Below are 16,066 nucleotides of genomic sequence, written 5' to 3' on the forward strand. Positions count from 1 at the left end.
AAGCGTCAGCAGGTGCTCGGCGCAGGGATCCCCCGGAAGCGTTCATCGAGATAGTTCAACGCCACGGGTGCGCCCAAGACCGCAGTCGTCAGGTGGTCGGGGCTCGGGATCTGGGCGGAGTCGACCTTTGTCCCCGCGGCGCAGTAGCGCCTGATGGTGTTCTCGATCGCTGCGACAGGGATCAAGGCGTCATTCGGCGCATGCCATTCGAAAATGGGGATGGTCGGGACACCGGCGTACAGTTCGACGCTGTTCTCATCGAGCACGGCGCGAGCCCGCGGGTCCGAGGCCAGCGACTCCGATGACGCGACCATTCGTGCGCTCAAGCCGGCTCCGCCCGCGAGGATGTCGTTGGTGCACCCGTTGGCCATCTGATTGCGCAGCGCCAAACCTCGGGCGTTGAGTTGCTCGCTGATGGGAAGCCGGTCGGGATACTCCCTCTCCAGGCCGATGGCCGCCGCAAACGCCAGTCCAAAAGCCGGATGAGGTTGCAGGCCAAGACCTTCGGCCATCTGGGTGAGGTTCATCGGGACACCGCCCTCGGCGGCGCCCACGATGTCGAGATCCGGCGCGTAGGTAGGTTGCAGAGCGGCCGCCCAGGCGGTGGCCATCCCGCCCCCGGAGTATCCGACCATTGCCACCGGGCTCTGGCTGGTGTTCGACTGCGGTAGCGCCTGGACTGCCCGGATGCCGTCGAGGGTGATCTGTCCACCCAGCTTGGCGGCACCGTAGGCGCTGTTCGGGCCGAGGTGGTCGGGCAGGGCCACGCTCCAGCCGCGGGCAAGTGCGACGTTCAGACCAGGCGCCTCTCGGATCGCGAGATTCGGGTCGGAGGTGTACAACTCTTGCGACACAGCACATTTGGTGCCCAGGCCGTTGATGATGTGCTGATACGACAGCAGTGGCCCGTTGTTCTGGTGGCCTCGCGGGGTGAGCAGTGTGGTCGTCGCTGCGATCGGTTCGCCCTCGGAGCTCGTGGACCGGAACTTGATGAGAGTGACTGTGGTGTCAGGGAATGCGGGCAAAGCGGGCATCGGGCGGGCCGCGAGGACGTCCCCCGGTGTCTTGTCCGCGAGGTCCGGGGGTTGCTGGTAGAACCGATCCGGTAACGGCGTCGGGTACAGCGGTGCTGCTCCGGCCGGTACGGGGGACATGAGCGCCCCGATGAGCACGGCAATGCACAGGGTCAGGGTCGTCGTCGACAGGCGGTATCGGCTGGTGATGTGTGAACGCGGCATGAGTGTTATCCCCCAAGGTGATCTCATGGTGGCGACTTCGCGCACAGGTTAACCGAGATTAATGTTTGTTCGCGCGGATTCGGGTGAATTACTTCAGTGGCTAGACTGCAGTGTTCGGTCCTGCGGTACCGCTGAGCAAGGGATAGGTCATGAGTGTTCTTGTATGTTTTCACGCGCATCCCGACGATGAGGTGTTCGGGACCGGCGGCACGATGCGCCAAGCCTCTGAGGCCGGACATCGGGTTGTGCTTGTCACTGCCACCGACGGCGCCGCCGGGGAGTTCCCGGAGGGGATCCTCGCCGACGGTGAATCACTGATCGAACGGCGGCGCGATGAACTGGCGAAGTCGGCGGAGGCGCTGGGTGTGGATCGTGTTGTGATGCTGGGATTTTCGGATTCCGGTATGGCGGGGACTCCCGAGAACGACAACCCGCAGGCGTTTGCGAATCTCCCGGTGGAGACTTCGGCGCAGGCGCTGGCAGACATTCTGACCGAAGAGCGGGCCGATGTCGTGACGTTCTACGACAGCTACGGCGGTTACGGCCACCCCGACCACATCCAGGTACATCATGTGGGGCTGCGGGCCTCGCAGATCGCCGGGACAGCCCACGCGTACGAGAGCGTGATGAACCGGGACCACTTCCGCGCGCTGGTCAAGGCCAACGCCCAGTGGGATGCCGAGGACGCACCCAACATCGACAAGATCGGGGTCCCGGGCGATCAGATCACCACGGAAGTCGACGTGACCGCGTTCATCGAGGCCAAGCGGGCGGCGATGGTTGCGCATGCCACGCAGGTCGGCGACTTCGAACCGTTCCTGGACATGCCCGTCGACGCGTTGCGGGCGGCCTTCGGCCTGGAGTGGTTCCGCCGCGCCGGCGAAACCCACCACTCCGGGCCGAAGGAGACCGCGCTTCCGCTTTAGGCCGGCGAAGCCAACTCAACCGTGAGGGGTGCCCCGGTGGCGGCGATGACGTCGTCGGCGGTCACTCCCGGTGCGAGTTCCTTCAGCACCAGCGTGCCGTCGCCGACGATGTCGATGATGCCCAGGTTGGTGATGATCTGGTTGACCACACCCTGGCCGGTCAGCGGCAGGGTGCAGGTCTCGAGGATCTTCGGGTTACCGGCGCGGTCGGTGTGCTCCATCAGGACGATGACGCGGGCGGCGCCGTGGACGAGGTCCATCGCCCCGCCCATGCCCTTGACCATCTTGCCGGGGACCATCCAGTTGGCGAGGTCGCCGGTCTTGGAGACCTGCATGCCACCGAGTACCGCGGTGTCGATGTGGCCGCCGCGGATCATGCCGAAGGACAGGGCCGAATCGAAGAATGCCGCACCGGGATTGACGGTGACCGTTTCTTTTCCGGCGTTGATGAGGTCGGCGTCGACAGCGTCATCGGTGGGGTAGCCGCCGGTGCCGAGGATGCCGTTCTCCGAATGCAGGGTGACCCGGACATCGTTGCCGAGATACGTCGGGATGAGGGTGGGCAGACCGATGCCGAGATTGACGTACTCGCCGTCGATCATCTCGGCCGCCGCGCGGGCGGCCATCTGGTCGCGGGTCCATCCGGTGACCGTGGGGGCAGACATCACTTGGCTCCTTCGGTTGCGACGGTGCGCTTTTCGATCTTCTTGTCCTGGGGTCCGGTGTGCACGATGCGCTGGACGAAGACGCCAGGCAGGTGCACCGCTCCCGGATCGATCTCGCCCGGTTCGACGAGTCGCTCGACCTGCGCGATCGTGATCTTGCCCGCCATCGCGGCCAGGGGATTGAAGTTCATGGCGGTCTTGTTGAAGACCAGGTTGCCGTCGGTGTCGCCGAGTTCGGCATGTACGAGCGCGAAGTCGGCGTTGATGCCCTCTTCCAGGACGTACCGCTTGTCGCCGAAGACGCGGGTCTCCTTGGGCGGGGACGAAATGGCGATGGAACCATCGGGTGCGTAACGCCAGGGCATGCCACCGTCCGAGATGGGGCTGCCGACGCCGGCCGGGGTGTAGAAGCCGGGGATGCCCGCGCCGCCGGCACGCAGGCGCTCGGCCAAGGTGCCCTGCGGGGTCAGTTCGACCTCGAGTTCGCCTGCCAGGTACTGCCGGGCGAACTCCTTGTTCTCACCGACGTAGGAGGCGGTGACCCGGCGGATCCGGCCGAGACCCAGCAGGATGCCGAGCCCTTGATTATCGACGCCGCAGTTGTTGGAGAAGACCTCGAGCTCGGCGGCCTTCGTTTCCGCCAGTGCCTCGATCAGCGCATCGGGGATTCCGCACAGCCCGAATCCTCCGACGGCCAGCGATGCGCCGTCCTTGATGTCGGCGACTGCGCTCGCGGCCGACTCGTACACCTTTGAACTCACTATTTCTCCCATTCGCTTCTTCGGGCAATCGGCCGCGTCCATACAGCAAACGCCGACGATGTCGGGTTTCAGTCAACAACCTTGCTGCTCGGGGGATCAAGTGAACCGGCAAATCGTCGCGAAAGTGGTCGCGGAGCGATCAGTGACGTCAGGTACGTTCATCTGATGAACGCGAATTCGCCGTCTCGCTCGCACGTGGTCGCCCGGGTGGGTGCGCTCCTGCGGGCGGTGGGTTCCGCCGAGCCGGGCGGTGCCTCGACCACCGATCTGGGCAAAGCGACCGACCTGGCGCGACCCACGGCCCACCGGCTGTTGACCTCGCTGGCCGAGGAAGGACTCATCGACCGGGACCTGGAGACCGGACGGTGGCGGCTCGGTCCCGAGTTGTATCTGCTCGGGGTGGGTGCGGCCAATCGATACGACATCAGCGATCAGGCCCACGATGTCCTGATCAAGCTCGCTCGTGAGACCGGGGAGAGTGCGTTCCTGTCGGCTCGGCGCGGTGATGAGACCGTCTGTCTGCTCTGGGAAGAGGGCAGCTTCCCGCTCCGGTCCCATGTGCTGCACGAGGGGATCCGGTTCCCGTTGGGTGTGGCCTCGGCGGGTCTTTCGATTCTCAGTCATCTCCCGGACCGCGACGTCGACGACTACTTCTCCCGGATGAAGCCCGAGAAAGATTGGGGCCCAGTGCATTCAGAGGAAAATATTCGGGAACGCATCGCGTTGACCAAACGTACCGGCTACGCGGTCAATCCGGCGCTGATCGTGGACGGCAGCTGGGGCATCGGCGCGGCGGTGTTCGACCGGACCGGACGACCCGCATGGGCATTGAGCCTGACGGGGGTGCAGACCCGCTTTCGGGATGAGCGGATCGGAGAGATGGGCGTTCTGCTGCTCGAACAGGCACATCTGTTGTCCGGCAGACTCAAATCCTGACAAAGTCAATACTTTGAATCGTTCTGATTAACAGCTGCTCTCATCAATTGCGCCGACGCTAGATATCTCTATATTCAGTGCCATGGCAACGCGCCCCCGGTCTTACCTTGTCTGTGCATCGCAGCGCAGCGGCAGCACGCTGCTTGTCGAGTGCCTGCGGTACACCGGTATCGCCGGTGAGCCCGAGGAGTACTTCCAGTATCTGCCGAGCACGTCGCGCGCACCGCAGCCCCGGCAATGGTTCGCCGGGGTCGACGACCCACAGATCCTGAAACTGCTTGCGCCACTGGAACCAGGTACCCCGACAACCGAGACCAGCGACGAGTGGCGAACGCGGATCTCCAGTCATGGTCGCACCGGAAACGGCGTCTGGGGCGGCAAGTTGATGTGGAATCAGACCCCATTGGTCATCGAGCGTGCTGCGGGCCTGACCGGTCGTAGTGGAACCGGGCTGCGATCGGCGCTGTTCGATGTCCTCGGTGAGGATCCCCTGTTCATCAAGGTGAACCGTGAGGACCCGGTGCCGCAGGCGGTTTCGTTCTGGCGGGCGGTGCAGACCCAGGTCTGGCGTGGCCAGGCGCCACCGGCGCTCGACGACACCGCGGAGTACAACGCAGACGGCATTGCGCATCTCGTGTCCATCCTGCGCAACCAGGAAGATGGCTGGCGAAAGTGGTTCGCCGACGAGGCGATAACGCCGATCGAGGTGAACTATCGCGATCTGGCCCGCGACACCACAACGGTCATTTCGGGAATCCTGATCGAACTGGGCCTCGATCCTGCTTCCGCGCCGCCGCCCGTTCTGGAACGGCAGGCCAACGGTCGTTCGAATGAGTGGGTGCAGCGCTATCGCGAAGACGCAGAACAAAGGGGATTGCCCACATGAGCAGCAGCACGGAGATCACCGGGGACGTCACACACGTGGACGAACTGCGGATACTCGAAGCCGAGGCCGTGCACATCATCCGCGAGGTGGTGGCCGAACTCGAACGACCGGTCCTGCTGTTCTCTGCGGGTAAGGACTCCATTGTCCTGTTGCGGTTGGCGGAGAAGGCCTTTCGTCCGTCGCCGCTGCCATTCCCGGTGCTGCACATCGACACCGGCCACAACTTTCCCGAGGTCATCGAGTTTCGGGATCGGCGACTCGCGGCGGACGGACATCGACTGATCGTGGGTTCGGTGCAGGAATCCATCGACTCCGGTCGAGTGCAGGAGGTCGGGGGACCAGCCGGATCCCGTAACCGCCTGCAGACCCGGACCTTGCTCGACGCTCTCGAGGCAGGCAGGTTCGATGCCGCGTTCGGAGGCGCCCGCCGTGATGAGGAACGGGCGCGGGCCAAGGAACGGGTACTGAGCTTCCGCGACGAGTTCGGCCAGTGGGACCCCCGGTCGCAGCGGCCCGAACCGTGGTCGCTGTACAACGGCCGGATCCGGAAAGGTGAACAGGTCCGGGTGTTTCCGCTGAGCAACTGGACCGAACTCGACATCTGGCGGTACATCGAACTCGAAGGTCTTGAGCTGCCGCCGATCTACTTCGCGCATGAGCGTGAGGTGTTCGAGCGCGACGGCATCCTGCTGGCCACCTCGGAGTACACCGGTCCCGCCGACGAAGAGATCGCAAGCGTCGAGTGGGTTCGTTATCGGACGGTCGGTGACCTGACCATCACCGGTGCGGTCCGTTCCCGGGCGACCACCATTGCCGATGTGGTCACCGAGATCTCGGCGTCGACGGTGTCCGAGCGTGGCGAGACCCGCGCCGATGACCGGACCTCCGCCGCGGCCATGGAAGACCGCAAACGAGAGGGGTACTTCTGATGACTCGCCAACTGTTGCGGCTCGCCACCGCCGGATCGGTCGACGACGGTAAGAGCACCCTGATCGGGCGCCTGCTGCACGACACCGACAGCCTGCCCATCGACCACCTCGAATCCGTGACCGACACCGAAGGTGTTGCCGACCTCGCGGCACTCTCCGACGGCCTGCGGGCCGAACGCGAGCAGGGCATCACGATCGACGTCGCCTATCGCTTCTTCTCCACGGCCACACGCAATTTCATCCTGGCCGACACACCCGGGCACGAGCGGTATACGCGCAACATGTTCACCGGTGCGTCGAATGCCCACGTTGCGGTGCTGCTCGTGGACGCCCGCGCCGGCGTGGTCCGGCAGACCCGCCGTCATGCCCGGATCGCGACGCTCCTCGGCGTCCCGCATCTGGTCGCGGCCGTGAACAAGATCGATCTCGTGGACTACAGCGAAGAGCGGTTCGACGAGGTCGAGGCCGAGTTACACACGCTCGCAGCGCGACTCGGTGTCAAGGGGCTGACGGTGGTCCCGTTGGCGGCGAAGATCGGCGACAACGTGGTCACCCGCTCCGGCAACACGCCCTGGTACACCGGTCCGACGTTGCTGGAGTTCCTCGAAGGCGTCGAACTGACCGCACCTGCTCCGCTACCCACCGAGGTTCGCCTTGCTGTGCAATGGGTTTCGCGACCGGATGACAAAGAGCGCCGCCGCTACACCGGACGCTTGGCGGCCGGAACCCTGCAGGTGGGGGATCCGGTCCTGGTGTTGCCCTCCGGATCGCGGAGCACTGTCACCGCCCTCGACACCCTGGACGCCGATCGCACCATTGCGGTGGCGCCGCTGTCGGTGTCGGTGGAATTGGCCGACAACATCGACGTCGGTCGCGGCGACATGATCGTCAGCGGCTCCGACGACGCGCACCTGCCGGTCTCTGCCCGCGAACTCGACGTCACCGTCTGCTGGTTCTCCAAGACCCCGTTGCGGGCCGGAGACCGGATCGGACTCAAGCAGACCACCCGGACCGTGCGCGCAACGGTGCAGGAGATCGGCAGTCGTCTTGATCCGGAAACCCTTGCCGAAGAGCAGAATCCGGTCGAACTCGCCCTCAACGACGTCGGAACCGTGACACTGCGCACCAGTTCGATCGTGGTGGCCGACCCGTATTCGTCGAACAAGGACGTCGGCGCGTTCATCCTGATCGACGAGAACTCCAACGACACAGTCGGCGCCGGCACGATCACCGAGGCCAGGGTGGTCAAACCCGGTGAACGCAAACGCAGCGACATCAAATGGCATCCGTCGGCGCTGGAACGAAATCATCGCTGGAGCGCGGTCGGTCAGCGCGGTGCGGTGATCTGGCTGACCGGACTGCCTGCATCGGGCAAATCGACTGTGGCGGTTGCCCTGGAACGCGAACTGGTCGAGGCCGGGCGGGTCGCGTACCTGCTGGACGGCGACAACGTCCGCCACGGACTCTCCGACGACCTCGGGTTCTCGGCGGGTGACCGGGCCGAAAACATCCGCCGGGTCGGTCATCTGACCCGATTGTTCGCCGATGCCGGAGTCGTGGCCATCGCCTCACTCGTCTCGCCACTGCGTTCGGACCGGGAGATTCCGCGGGCGCTCAGTGCGGCCGCGGACCTGCCGTTCATCGAAGTCCATGTCGCCACACCGCTGGCGGAGTGCGAGCGCCGTGACCCGAAGGGGTTGTATGCCCGGGCCCGGGCCGGTGAACTCAAGGGGCTGACCGGGATTGACACGCCTTACGAGGCCCCGGAGAACCCGGACCTGGTGATCGACACGACCGGCGCGGATTCGGACACGCTGGTCAAGAAGATTCTCGACATCCTGGCGGGTCGCGAGGGGTGAGAGGCCTCCGCTACGCGCCGGGATCGGTACGCAGGAGTCCGTGCATCACCACGTCGTGACGACGACCGTTCTTACCCAATGCGCCCGACCGCGCGATGCCCTCCTCGACGAATCCACACTTGCGGGCGACCGCCCGTGATCCGGCGTTCTCGGCGTAGGCGTCCAGGCTCACCCGGGCGGCACCGATCTGCCATGAGTAGTCGACGAGCAGCCGAGTTGCGCGGGTGGCGATGCCCCGGCCGCGGGCCCACGGGGCCACCGCGTACCCGATGGTGGTGATCGCGTCGTCGTCTTCGGCGTGCAGACCACACAGTCCGAGGAAGCTGTTCGCGTCGTCGACGATGGCCAGGTCGAATCCGGGCCAGACCCGCACCGACCGGCTCTCCACGAAGTCGCGGGCATCGGCAGCGGTGTACGGGCTCGGCACCACGGTGTACGCCACGGTCAGCGGATCCTGACTCGCGGCCTGCACGGACGATGCATCGGCACTGGTCAGCGGCCGCAAGGTGACAACCCGGTCGGTCAATGTCGGGATATGACGTGGCCAGTCCATATGCTCCAACTTAGTGTGCACAAGCCTCGTTTAAGGTCTAACCAAACCTGATAGCGAGACTCACAAGCGACGGATGGGATCTGAATGCTGCTGGCCGCATGGGTCACGGTGGTCACCGCGGTGATCATGATCGTGCCCGGCGCACTTGTCGGCCGGCGGATGTCGTTGCCCTGGCCGGTGGCCGTGGCGGCGGGTGCGCCCCTCACTTTCGGGATGGTCGGCGTGTTCACGGTGCTGTACGGCATCGTCTCCATACCGTGGAATCTGCTCACCGCGCTGCTCATGGTGGTGCTGTGCTGGCTGATCGCCTGGGGCTGGGATCGCTGCGCGCGCCGCTTGGGATGGCTCGCGCCGACGCCGGTCACCGACACTCCGGGTCCGAGCAGGCGGTCAATGCTGCTGATGGCCGGGGGCGTGCTGCTGGGCGCGGTGATCATCATGATGTCGTCGATCCGGCGGCTGATGGGCACCACGTTCCTCGGCCTGAACAACATCTCCCAGGTGTGGGATGCGCTCTGGCATGCCGACGCGCTGCGCTGGATTCATGAGAGCGGCGATGCGTCAGCGCTGCACATGGGCGAGTTGATGAACTACGACACGGGCGGTTTCAACTACTACCCGAACACGTGGCACTCGCTGGGATCCCTGCTGTATCCGCTGACCGGTGCCGACACGGTGGAGATCTACAACGTCTATTCACCCGCGGTGCTCGCCTTCACGCTGCCGATCAGCATCGGTGCGCTTGCCTACTGGCTCGGCCGCAGCCGGCTTGATCCCGACCGGGCCGCGGTGTTCGCCGCATTGGCCGCCGCGATCACCGCCGTGTTCCCCTCGCTTCCGTACGTCGAGCTGGCCTTCACCGCCGTCCCGAACGCGGTTGGCGTCTCCCTGGCGCCGGTCACCGCGGTTCTGGTCGCCTCGGCGCTGACCGATCGGCGACGGATTCTGGCCGCCGCGCTGGCCATTGCCGGTACCGCCGCGACGCATCCGTCCGGGCTTGTTGTTGTGGCGGTCATCGTCGGACTGTGGTGGCTCCTGCAGCGGCTGTGGTCGCCGGTGCGCGGCAGACTTGGCGACTTCACCGGTCTGGCTGCGATCGGCGCATCGGCGCTGGTGCTGATCAGTCCGGTGATCATCGGCACCCTCAAGATGTCGGACAACAACGAGTTGTCCGGCTACGGGTTCCGCGATCCGGACGCCACTGCGGCCGAGGCGCTGGCGCGTGCGGCATTTCAAGGCACTGATTTGCTCGAAGACAATTACCCGCTGATCTACCTGCTGATTCCGGCTGCAATCGGGTTGGGTTGGTTGGTGTGGTCCAGAAGCTGGGGCATGGTGGCAGCGTGGATTACGTTCGTCCTGACCGCGGCAAACGCGATCTACGATTACGGCGGGCTGCCGACAAAACTGTTGGGTGCCCTCGGCGGATACTTCTACAATTCGGTGCACCGACTCACCTTTGTCGTGTCGATGTTCACCGCCACCGCGGCGGGAATCGGTGTGGGCGTTGCGGTCTTATGGGCGGCGGGTCTGCTGGCCAGGCGAGAACGGTTCCGCGACAACGCCCTGGTGATTCCGGCGGTCGCAGTGGTCGGTTTGTTGCTGGTCCTGGGCGCCGGGGTGTGGCGCTACGCCGACAACGGCAAGATCGCCACCCAGTACCGGAGCGAGCTGCGCATCGGAGTCGAGGATGTCGAGGCCTACAAATGGCTTGCGCAGCAACCTGATGCCCGTGACACGGTGATCCTCAACAACCTCGACCAGGGCACCGGCTGGATGTATCCGGTGGCCGGTTTGACGCCACTGTTCCCGTTCTATCGGGCCAACGATTTCAGTGAGCGCCAGGCTCACCTTTTCTGGAATGTTGCGAAGATCGGAAGCGACCCGGAGATCGATCAGATCGTCCGCGACTTGAACATCCGCTACGTCATCGACGCGCCGCCGAGCTACTGGTGGTTCCAGCAGGGTCCACCGCGACCAGAAGAGGGCATCACTGGTGACCCCTACCTGCAACTGCGGGAGTCCGGGGCACCGGGTTTGCGGGAGATCTTTTCCCAAGGCAACGTGACCATCTTCGAGGTCACCGAAGAAGTACGGAATGGGACGCGGTAATGCGCACATTGGTCACCGGCGGCGCCGGTTTCATCGGGTCGACGCTGGTCGACCGGCTTCTCGAGCAGGGGCACGAGGTTGTTGTCCTCGACGACTTCTCGCGGGGCCGCCGTGCGAACCTGACCGACGCAATCGAGCGCGGTGCGACGATCATCGAAGGTGATATCACCACAATCGACCTCAATGAGGTGGTCGCACAAGCCAAGCCGGAGGTCGTCTTCCACCTCGCCGCGCAGATCGATGTCCGGGCGTCGGTGACCGATCCGCTGCATGACGCAAACGTGAACGTGCTGGGGACGATTCGGCTCGCCGAGGCGGCCCGGCTCGCGGGCGTCCGCAAGATCGTCTTCACGTCGTCGGGCGGTTCGATCTACGGCTCACCCGAGCATCTGCCGGTGGCAGAGACGGCTGCGTTGGCGCCGATGAGTCCCTACGCCGCGGCCAAGGTCAGCGGAGAGATCTACCTCAACATGTACCGGTCGCTCTACGGACTCGACTGCACCCACATCGCACCCGCGAATGTGTATGGGCCACGCCAGGATCCACATGGTGAGGCGGGCGTGGTCGCGATCTTCGCCAAGCATCTTCTCTCCGGGGCGCCGACCAAGTTGTTCGGCGACGGCGGCAACACCCGCGACTACGTGTACGTCGACGATGTGGTCGCCGGGTTCGTGTTGGCTTCCGCCGAAGATGGTGGGGGACAACGGTTCAACATCGGTACCGGAGTCCAGACGTCCGACCGTGACCTGCACACGATGGTGGCTGCCGCGGCCGGTGCCGCAGACACTCCCACCTTCGAACCGGCTCGGCTCGGTGACGTCCGGGATTCGTCGATCGATGGTTCACACGCCGGCAAGGTACTCGGCTGGACGCCTGCGGTGCCGTTGACCGAAGGCATAGCGGCGACCGTCGACTACTTTCGGAAGTAGTGCCCTGCCTCGAGGTCATCGAGTAACCCGGTGTGTGTCGGGGTCCAATCCAAGAGCTGTCCTGTGATCGTGCTCGAGGCGGGTATGTCGAGCCCAAAGATGGCTCCGATCCAACCGAAGTGTGCTGCAACGTCTTCCGGGGCCACCGACAGCGCGGGGACGTCGAGGTGACGGCCGATGACGTTTGCGATCTCTCGCGCGGTGATGCCTTCTTCCGCCGTACCGTGGACCACCGAACCCGCCGGTGCCTTCTCGAGGGCCAGTCGCGTCATTCGAGCGGCGTCGCGCACGTGCACCGCAGGCCAGCGGTTCGATCCGTCTCCGATGTACCCGGACACGCCGCGCTCGCGTGCGACCCCGACGATCGTCGACATGAAGCCGTGGTCGCCGTCGCCGTGCACGGTGGGAGCGAACCGAAGGGCCACCGATCGCACGCCTCGCGCCGCATAGCCCAGCGCCAGTGCCTCGCCACCGCCGCGGGGTGCGTCGGGACCGCTCATCGGAGTGGAATCATATTCTGTCGCAACATGTCCCGGGCGAATGAGGGCAACGCCGGACGCGAAGAGCAGGGGGCGATCGGAGCCGACAAGCGTTTCGCTCAGCGTTTCCAGGGCCGCGCGCTCGGTGCGGCCGGCGCCCGCGAAGTCGGAGAAATCGTGTTTGAAGGCGAGATGGATGACGCCGTCAGCGGCGTCGGCTGCTTTGCGTAGGACCTCGAGGTCGTCGAGGCTGCCGCGATGTACCTCGACGCCCGCGGTGCCCAGTGCTGCCGCGGAAGTGTCGGAACGGGCGAGGCCGACCACCTCGTGTCCGGCGTCGAGTAGTTCGGGTACCACGGCCGAACCGATCCAACCGGAGGCCCCGGTCACAAATACGCGCATGAATCTCTCCTTGTCGATGGTCCGGAACTCCCGGGCCTGATGTCAGTAACTGTCATCAGAGTAGCATATGATGTCAGATGCTGACATCGCTAAGCTTCTGCGATGGCACGATGGGAACCGGACGCGCGCGGCCGCATGATCGGCGCTGCCGTCGATCTCTTTGGCGAGCGCGGATTCGAGCAGACGACGGCGCTGGAGATCGCGCAGCGGGCGGGCGTCACCGAACGCACGTTCTTTCGCCACTTCGCGGACAAGCGGGAGGTGTTGTTCGGGAAGTCCGATGAGTTGCAGAACTTTGTTGTCGGCGCGATCTCGTCGGCCTCGTCTGAACTGGATGCGATCGATGTGGTGGTCGCCGCGATCGAGGCCATCGGGGAGGTTCTGCTCGACCGGGACGATGCACGTCGACGGGCCGCCGTCATCGCGGCGAACTCCAGCTTGGAGGAACGCGAACTCCTCAAACTTGCCAGACTTGCGTCGGCGATCGCCGAAGCGCTACGCGCCCGAGGTGTCGCAGATACCGCGGCCGCGCTGCTCGCCGAAGTCGGGGTCACGGTGTTCAAGGTCGGTTTCGAAATGTGGCTGAGCGACGATTCGGGGGACGATTTCGCGCGTTGTATCCACGCAACCATGTCTGAGTTGGGAGCTCAGTTCGCGGCGGATTGCCGAGATACCTGACGATCGCTACTCAACCACTTTTTCGGTGGTGGCGTATTTGTTTTCGGTGGCTTGTTTGAGGGGTTGCCACCATTGGGGGTTGTCGCGGTACCAGTTGATGGTGTCGGCCAGGCCGGCGCGGAAGTCGAGAAATTGTGGTTGCCAGCCGAGTTCGGTGCGCAGGCGGGTGGAGTCGATGGCGTAGCGCAGGTCGTGGCCGGGTCGGTCGGTGACGAAGTCGAAGGCGTTTTTGGGTTGGCCGGTGAGTTCGAGGATGGTTTCGATGACGGTGCGGTTGTCGGCTTCGCCGTCGGCGCCGATCAGGTACGTTTCGCCGATCTGGCCTTTGTCGATGATGGTCCAGACGGCGTCGTTGTGGTCGTTGACGTGGATCCAGTCGCGGACGTTGGTGCCGGTGCCGTAGAGCTTGGGGCGGATGCCGCTCAGGACGTTGGTGATCTGGCGGGGGATGAACTTTTCGATGTGTTGGTAGGGGCCGTAGTTGTTTGAGCAGTTGGAGATGGTGGCTTGTACTCCGAAGGAGCGGACCCAGGCGCGTACGAGTAGGTCGCTTCCGGCTTTGGTGGAGGAGTAGGGGCTCGAGGGGTTGTAGGGGGTGGCTTCGGTGAAGCGGTGTGGGTCGTCGAGTTCGAGGTCGCCGTAGACCTCGTCGGTGCTGATGTGGTGGTAGCGGACGTTGTGTTTGCGGACCGCTTCGAGCAGCGAGAAGGTGCCGACGATATTGGTATGGACAAAGCTGGTGGGGTCGGCCAGCGAGTTGTCGTTGTGTGATTCGGCTGCGAAGTGGACCACCAGGTCGGCCTCGGCGACCAGTGTGTCGACCAGTTCGTTGTCGGCGATGTCGCCCTTGACGAACTCGATGCGGTCGGCGACCGGTGCCAATGATTGGGCGTTGGCGGCGTAGGTCATCGCATCGAGGACGACTATCTGCGCATCTGGCCTGGTGGCCAGGGTGCGGTGCACGAAATTGGCGCCGATGAATCCGGCGCCACCGGTGATCAATACCCGCATTTGCTGCCTCCATTCGCTGGTGCAACCCTACCGACCGGGTCAGTTCTGGGCAGTCGCAGGACCCGCACCCTATGGTGTGAACCATGCGCGGAATCATTCTGGCCGGGGGAACCGGATCGAGGTTGCATCCGATCACTCAGGGTGTCAGTAAACAGCTGGTGCCGGTATACGACAAACCGATGATTTATTACCCGCTGAGCACGCTGATGCTCGCGGGAATCCGAGACATCCTGATCATCACCACGCCTCACGACGAAGCAGCGTTCAAGGCTCTCCTCGGTGACGGCTCCCAGTTCGGATTGTCGTTGACCTATCAGGTTCAGGCGAGTCCGGACGGTCTGGCGCAGGCGTTTGTGTTGGGTGCCGATCACATCGGCACAGATTCGGTGGCCCTGGTCCTGGGCGACAACATCTTCTACGGGGCCGGCCTGGGCGAACAACTCAACCGTTTCCAGACCATCGACGGCGGTGCGGTGTTCGCCTACTGGGTCCGCAACCCCGAAGACTATGGCGTGGTCGATTTCGATGCCGACGGCAAAGCTGTTGATCTGCAAGAAAAACCCGAACACCCCAAATCCAACTACGCGGTTCCGGGCCTGTACTTCTACGACAACGACGTGGTCGAGATCGCCGCGGGCCTGCAACCCAGCGCGCGCGGCGAATACGAGATCACCGACGTCAACCGCACCTACCTCGACCAGGGCCGCCTACAGGTCGAAGTCCTGCCCCGCGGCACCGCCTGGCTCGACACCGGCACCTTCGACTCCCTGCTCGACGCCGGGAACTTCGTGCGCACCGTCGAACAACGCCAGGGGCTGAAAATTGCTGTCCCAGAAGAGGTTGCCTGGCGTCGTGGATTCATCGACGACAACCAACTCGAAGCCGCCGCAACGAAACTGCTCAAATCCGGGTACGGCAACTACCTCTTGGACCTGCTGCAGCGCGGCAAAGACCACTGACGACCATTGAACGCTGACGAGATGGAACACTGACATCATGCAGATCCAGCCCCTGTCCATCGACGGTGCCTTTGTCGTCACTCCCAAGATGTTCGGCGACCCTCGTGGACTGTTCATGGAATCGTTCCGCGCCGACCTACTCTCCGAAGCCATCGGTCACCCCTTCGACCTGCAACAGGCCAACCTGTCGGTGTCCGCGGCCGGAGTGCTGCGCGGTGTGCACTTCGCCGATATCCCACCCGGGCAGGCCAAATACGTCAGCTGCCCCAAAGGCGCGATCTACGACATCGTCGTCGACATCCGCGTGGGCTCACCGACTTTCGGCCAATCCGAAGGCGTCTTGCTCGACGACTCCAACCGCAAAGCGGTCTACGTCGGCGAAGGCCTCGGCCACGCCTTCGTCTGCCTCGAAGACAACTCGGTCGTCACCTACCTGTGCTCGGCCGGCTACAACCCCACCGGCGAACACGGCATCTCACCCCTGGATCCCGCACTCGGTCTTGACCTACCCAGCGCAGCCCGAGACGGCAGCCCCCTGACCTACACGCTCTCCGACAAAGACACTGCCGCACCGACATTGGCCCAGGCTCGAGAGTCCGGCCTGCTTCCGGATTTCGATGACGTCACCGCATTCCTTCGCGCACTGGCTGATCCGGATACCACCGGCTAGGACGGTGGGGGTTGACCGAACACCGTCGATGCTAGGCGGCGCTGCCAGTGAGCACCGACTCGGCGAGGTCCCA

16 protein-coding genes are annotated in these 16,066 nt (G+C 64.4%); 10 read left to right on the plus strand and 6 right to left on the minus strand.

What is annotated here, in order from left to right:
- Positions 1–5: 5 nt before the first annotated feature.
- On the minus strand, positions 6–1,238 hold the full coding sequence (locus AC1TPF_RS20575) for a lipase family protein (RefSeq protein ID WP_482145167.1): 1,233 nt from the start codon (positions 1,236–1,238) through the stop codon (positions 6–8).
- Between the two features lie 149 nt (positions 1,239–1,387).
- On the opposite strand from AC1TPF_RS20575, the gene AC1TPF_RS20580 reads away from it, so the two are divergent.
- A complete protein-coding gene (locus tag AC1TPF_RS20580) occupies positions 1,388–2,164 on the plus strand; it encodes a PIG-L family deacetylase (protein ID WP_482145168.1) in 777 nt (258 codons plus the stop codon).
- Here the strand turns inward: AC1TPF_RS20580 and AC1TPF_RS20585 are convergent.
- Both AC1TPF_RS20585 and AC1TPF_RS20590 read right to left on the minus strand, forming a co-directional pair.
- The gene (locus AC1TPF_RS20585; RefSeq protein ID WP_482141341.1) at positions 2,161–2,829 is read right to left on the minus strand and encodes a 3-oxoacid CoA-transferase subunit B; all 669 of its coding nucleotides are present in this window, start codon (positions 2,827–2,829) and stop codon (positions 2,161–2,163) included. The two genes, AC1TPF_RS20580 and AC1TPF_RS20585, sit on opposite strands and share 4 nt — an antisense overlap.
- A complete protein-coding gene (locus AC1TPF_RS20590; protein ID WP_482145169.1) occupies positions 2,829–3,602 on the minus strand; it encodes a CoA transferase subunit A in 774 nt (257 codons plus the stop codon). The genes AC1TPF_RS20585 and AC1TPF_RS20590 overlap by 1 nt, the downstream gene beginning before the upstream one ends.
- Positions 3,603–3,755: 153 nt before the next feature.
- Here AC1TPF_RS20590 and AC1TPF_RS20595 point away from each other — a divergent pair, with 153 nt between their 5' ends.
- From AC1TPF_RS20595 to cysC, 4 genes are all read left to right on the plus strand, one after another.
- Positions 3,756–4,526 carry an IclR family transcriptional regulator gene (locus AC1TPF_RS20595; RefSeq protein WP_482141337.1) on the plus strand — a complete coding sequence of 257 codons (771 nt, stop codon included), beginning with the start codon at positions 3,756–3,758 and terminating at the stop codon, positions 4,524–4,526.
- Between the two features lie 82 nt (positions 4,527–4,608).
- Complete coding sequence (gene stf0 / locus AC1TPF_RS20600) at positions 4,609–5,412, plus strand: trehalose 2-sulfotransferase (RefSeq protein WP_482145170.1); 804 nt, start codon at positions 4,609–4,611, stop codon at positions 5,410–5,412.
- On the plus strand, positions 5,409–6,341 hold the full coding sequence (cysD, locus tag AC1TPF_RS20605; protein WP_482141333.1) for a sulfate adenylyltransferase subunit CysD: 933 nt from the start codon (positions 5,409–5,411) through the stop codon (positions 6,339–6,341). Before stf0 ends, cysD begins: the two co-directional genes overlap by 4 nt.
- The gene (cysC, locus tag AC1TPF_RS20610) at positions 6,341–8,200 is read left to right on the plus strand and encodes an adenylyl-sulfate kinase (RefSeq protein ID WP_482145171.1); all 1,860 of its coding nucleotides are present in this window, start codon (positions 6,341–6,343) and stop codon (positions 8,198–8,200) included. The genes cysD and cysC overlap by 1 nt, the downstream gene beginning before the upstream one ends.
- Before the next feature lie 10 nt (positions 8,201–8,210).
- Here the strand turns inward: cysC and AC1TPF_RS20615 are convergent, their stop codons facing one another.
- Positions 8,211–8,753: a GNAT family N-acetyltransferase gene (locus tag AC1TPF_RS20615; protein ID WP_482145172.1), complete on the minus strand. Its 543-nt coding sequence runs from the start codon at positions 8,751–8,753 to the stop codon at positions 8,211–8,213.
- 84 nt (positions 8,754–8,837) lie between these two features.
- Between AC1TPF_RS20615 and AC1TPF_RS20620 the strand changes: the two genes are divergently transcribed.
- Both AC1TPF_RS20620 and AC1TPF_RS20625 read left to right on the plus strand, forming a co-directional pair.
- A complete protein-coding gene (locus AC1TPF_RS20620; protein ID WP_482145173.1) occupies positions 8,838–10,865 on the plus strand; it encodes a DUF6541 family protein in 2,028 nt (675 codons plus the stop codon).
- The gene (locus AC1TPF_RS20625; RefSeq protein ID WP_482145174.1) at positions 10,865–11,794 is read left to right on the plus strand and encodes an NAD-dependent epimerase/dehydratase family protein; all 930 of its coding nucleotides are present in this window, start codon (positions 10,865–10,867) and stop codon (positions 11,792–11,794) included. Before AC1TPF_RS20620 ends, AC1TPF_RS20625 begins: the two co-directional genes overlap by 1 nt.
- On the opposite strand, the gene AC1TPF_RS20630 is transcribed toward AC1TPF_RS20625, so the two are convergent.
- Positions 11,779–12,675 carry an SDR family oxidoreductase gene (locus tag AC1TPF_RS20630; RefSeq protein WP_482141323.1) on the minus strand — a complete coding sequence of 299 codons (897 nt, stop codon included), beginning with the start codon at positions 12,673–12,675 and terminating at the stop codon, positions 11,779–11,781. The genes AC1TPF_RS20625 and AC1TPF_RS20630 overlap by 16 nt on opposite strands.
- 102 nt (positions 12,676–12,777) lie before the next feature.
- On the opposite strand from AC1TPF_RS20630, the gene AC1TPF_RS20635 reads away from it, so the two are divergent.
- On the plus strand, positions 12,778–13,353 hold the full coding sequence (locus AC1TPF_RS20635) for a TetR family transcriptional regulator (RefSeq protein ID WP_482141322.1): 576 nt from the start codon (positions 12,778–12,780) through the stop codon (positions 13,351–13,353).
- 6 nt (positions 13,354–13,359) lie between these two features.
- On the opposite strand, the gene rfbB is transcribed toward AC1TPF_RS20635, so the two are convergent.
- A complete protein-coding gene (gene rfbB / locus AC1TPF_RS20640) occupies positions 13,360–14,364 on the minus strand; it encodes a dTDP-glucose 4,6-dehydratase (protein ID WP_482145175.1) in 1,005 nt (334 codons plus the stop codon).
- A gap of 83 nt (positions 14,365–14,447) precedes the next feature.
- Here rfbB and rfbA point away from each other — a divergent pair, with 83 nt between their 5' ends.
- Both rfbA and AC1TPF_RS20650 read left to right on the plus strand, forming a co-directional pair.
- Positions 14,448–15,323, plus strand: coding sequence for a glucose-1-phosphate thymidylyltransferase RfbA (rfbA, locus tag AC1TPF_RS20645; RefSeq protein WP_482145176.1), 876 nt, complete (start codon positions 14,448–14,450; stop codon positions 15,321–15,323).
- Between the two features lie 37 nt (positions 15,324–15,360).
- The gene (locus AC1TPF_RS20650) at positions 15,361–15,993 is read left to right on the plus strand and encodes a dTDP-4-dehydrorhamnose 3,5-epimerase family protein (protein ID WP_482145177.1); all 633 of its coding nucleotides are present in this window, start codon (positions 15,361–15,363) and stop codon (positions 15,991–15,993) included.
- Positions 15,994–16,066: the final 73 nt, after the last annotated feature.

It is taken from the genome of Williamsia sp. Y853, assembly GCF_056786495.1.

Coding starts and splice junctions, on each gene's coding strand:
- AC1TPF_RS20630 (WP_482141323.1), bottom strand. CDS start 12,675: ATGCGCGTATTTGTGACCGGGGCCTCCGGTTGGATCGGTTCGGCCGTG.
- AC1TPF_RS20615 (WP_482145172.1), bottom strand. CDS start 8,753: ATGGACTGGCCACGTCATATCCCGACATTGACCGACCGGGTTGTCACC.
- AC1TPF_RS20650 (WP_482145177.1), top strand. CDS start 15,361: ATGCAGATCCAGCCCCTGTCCATCGACGGTGCCTTTGTCGTCACTCCC.
- cysD (WP_482141333.1), top strand. CDS start 5,409: ATGAGCAGCAGCACGGAGATCACCGGGGACGTCACACACGTGGACGAA.
- AC1TPF_RS20595 (WP_482141337.1), top strand. CDS start 3,756: ATGAACGCGAATTCGCCGTCTCGCTCGCACGTGGTCGCCCGGGTGGGT.
- AC1TPF_RS20620 (WP_482145173.1), top strand. CDS start 8,838: ATGCTGCTGGCCGCATGGGTCACGGTGGTCACCGCGGTGATCATGATC.
- AC1TPF_RS20625 (WP_482145174.1), top strand. CDS start 10,865: ATGCGCACATTGGTCACCGGCGGCGCCGGTTTCATCGGGTCGACGCTG.
- rfbA (WP_482145176.1), top strand. CDS start 14,448: ATGCGCGGAATCATTCTGGCCGGGGGAACCGGATCGAGGTTGCATCCG.
- AC1TPF_RS20590 (WP_482145169.1), bottom strand. CDS start 3,602: ATGGGAGAAATAGTGAGTTCAAAGGTGTACGAGTCGGCCGCGAGCGCA.
- stf0 (WP_482145170.1), top strand. CDS start 4,609: ATGGCAACGCGCCCCCGGTCTTACCTTGTCTGTGCATCGCAGCGCAGC.
- AC1TPF_RS20635 (WP_482141322.1), top strand. CDS start 12,778: ATGGCACGATGGGAACCGGACGCGCGCGGCCGCATGATCGGCGCTGCC.
- rfbB (WP_482145175.1), bottom strand. CDS start 14,364: ATGCGGGTATTGATCACCGGTGGCGCCGGATTCATCGGCGCCAATTTC.
- AC1TPF_RS20575 (WP_482145167.1), bottom strand. CDS start 1,238: ATGCCGCGTTCACACATCACCAGCCGATACCGCCTGTCGACGACGACC.
- AC1TPF_RS20585 (WP_482141341.1), bottom strand. CDS start 2,829: ATGTCTGCCCCCACGGTCACCGGATGGACCCGCGACCAGATGGCCGCC.
- cysC (WP_482145171.1), top strand. CDS start 6,341: ATGACTCGCCAACTGTTGCGGCTCGCCACCGCCGGATCGGTCGACGAC.
- AC1TPF_RS20580 (WP_482145168.1), top strand. CDS start 1,388: ATGAGTGTTCTTGTATGTTTTCACGCGCATCCCGACGATGAGGTGTTC.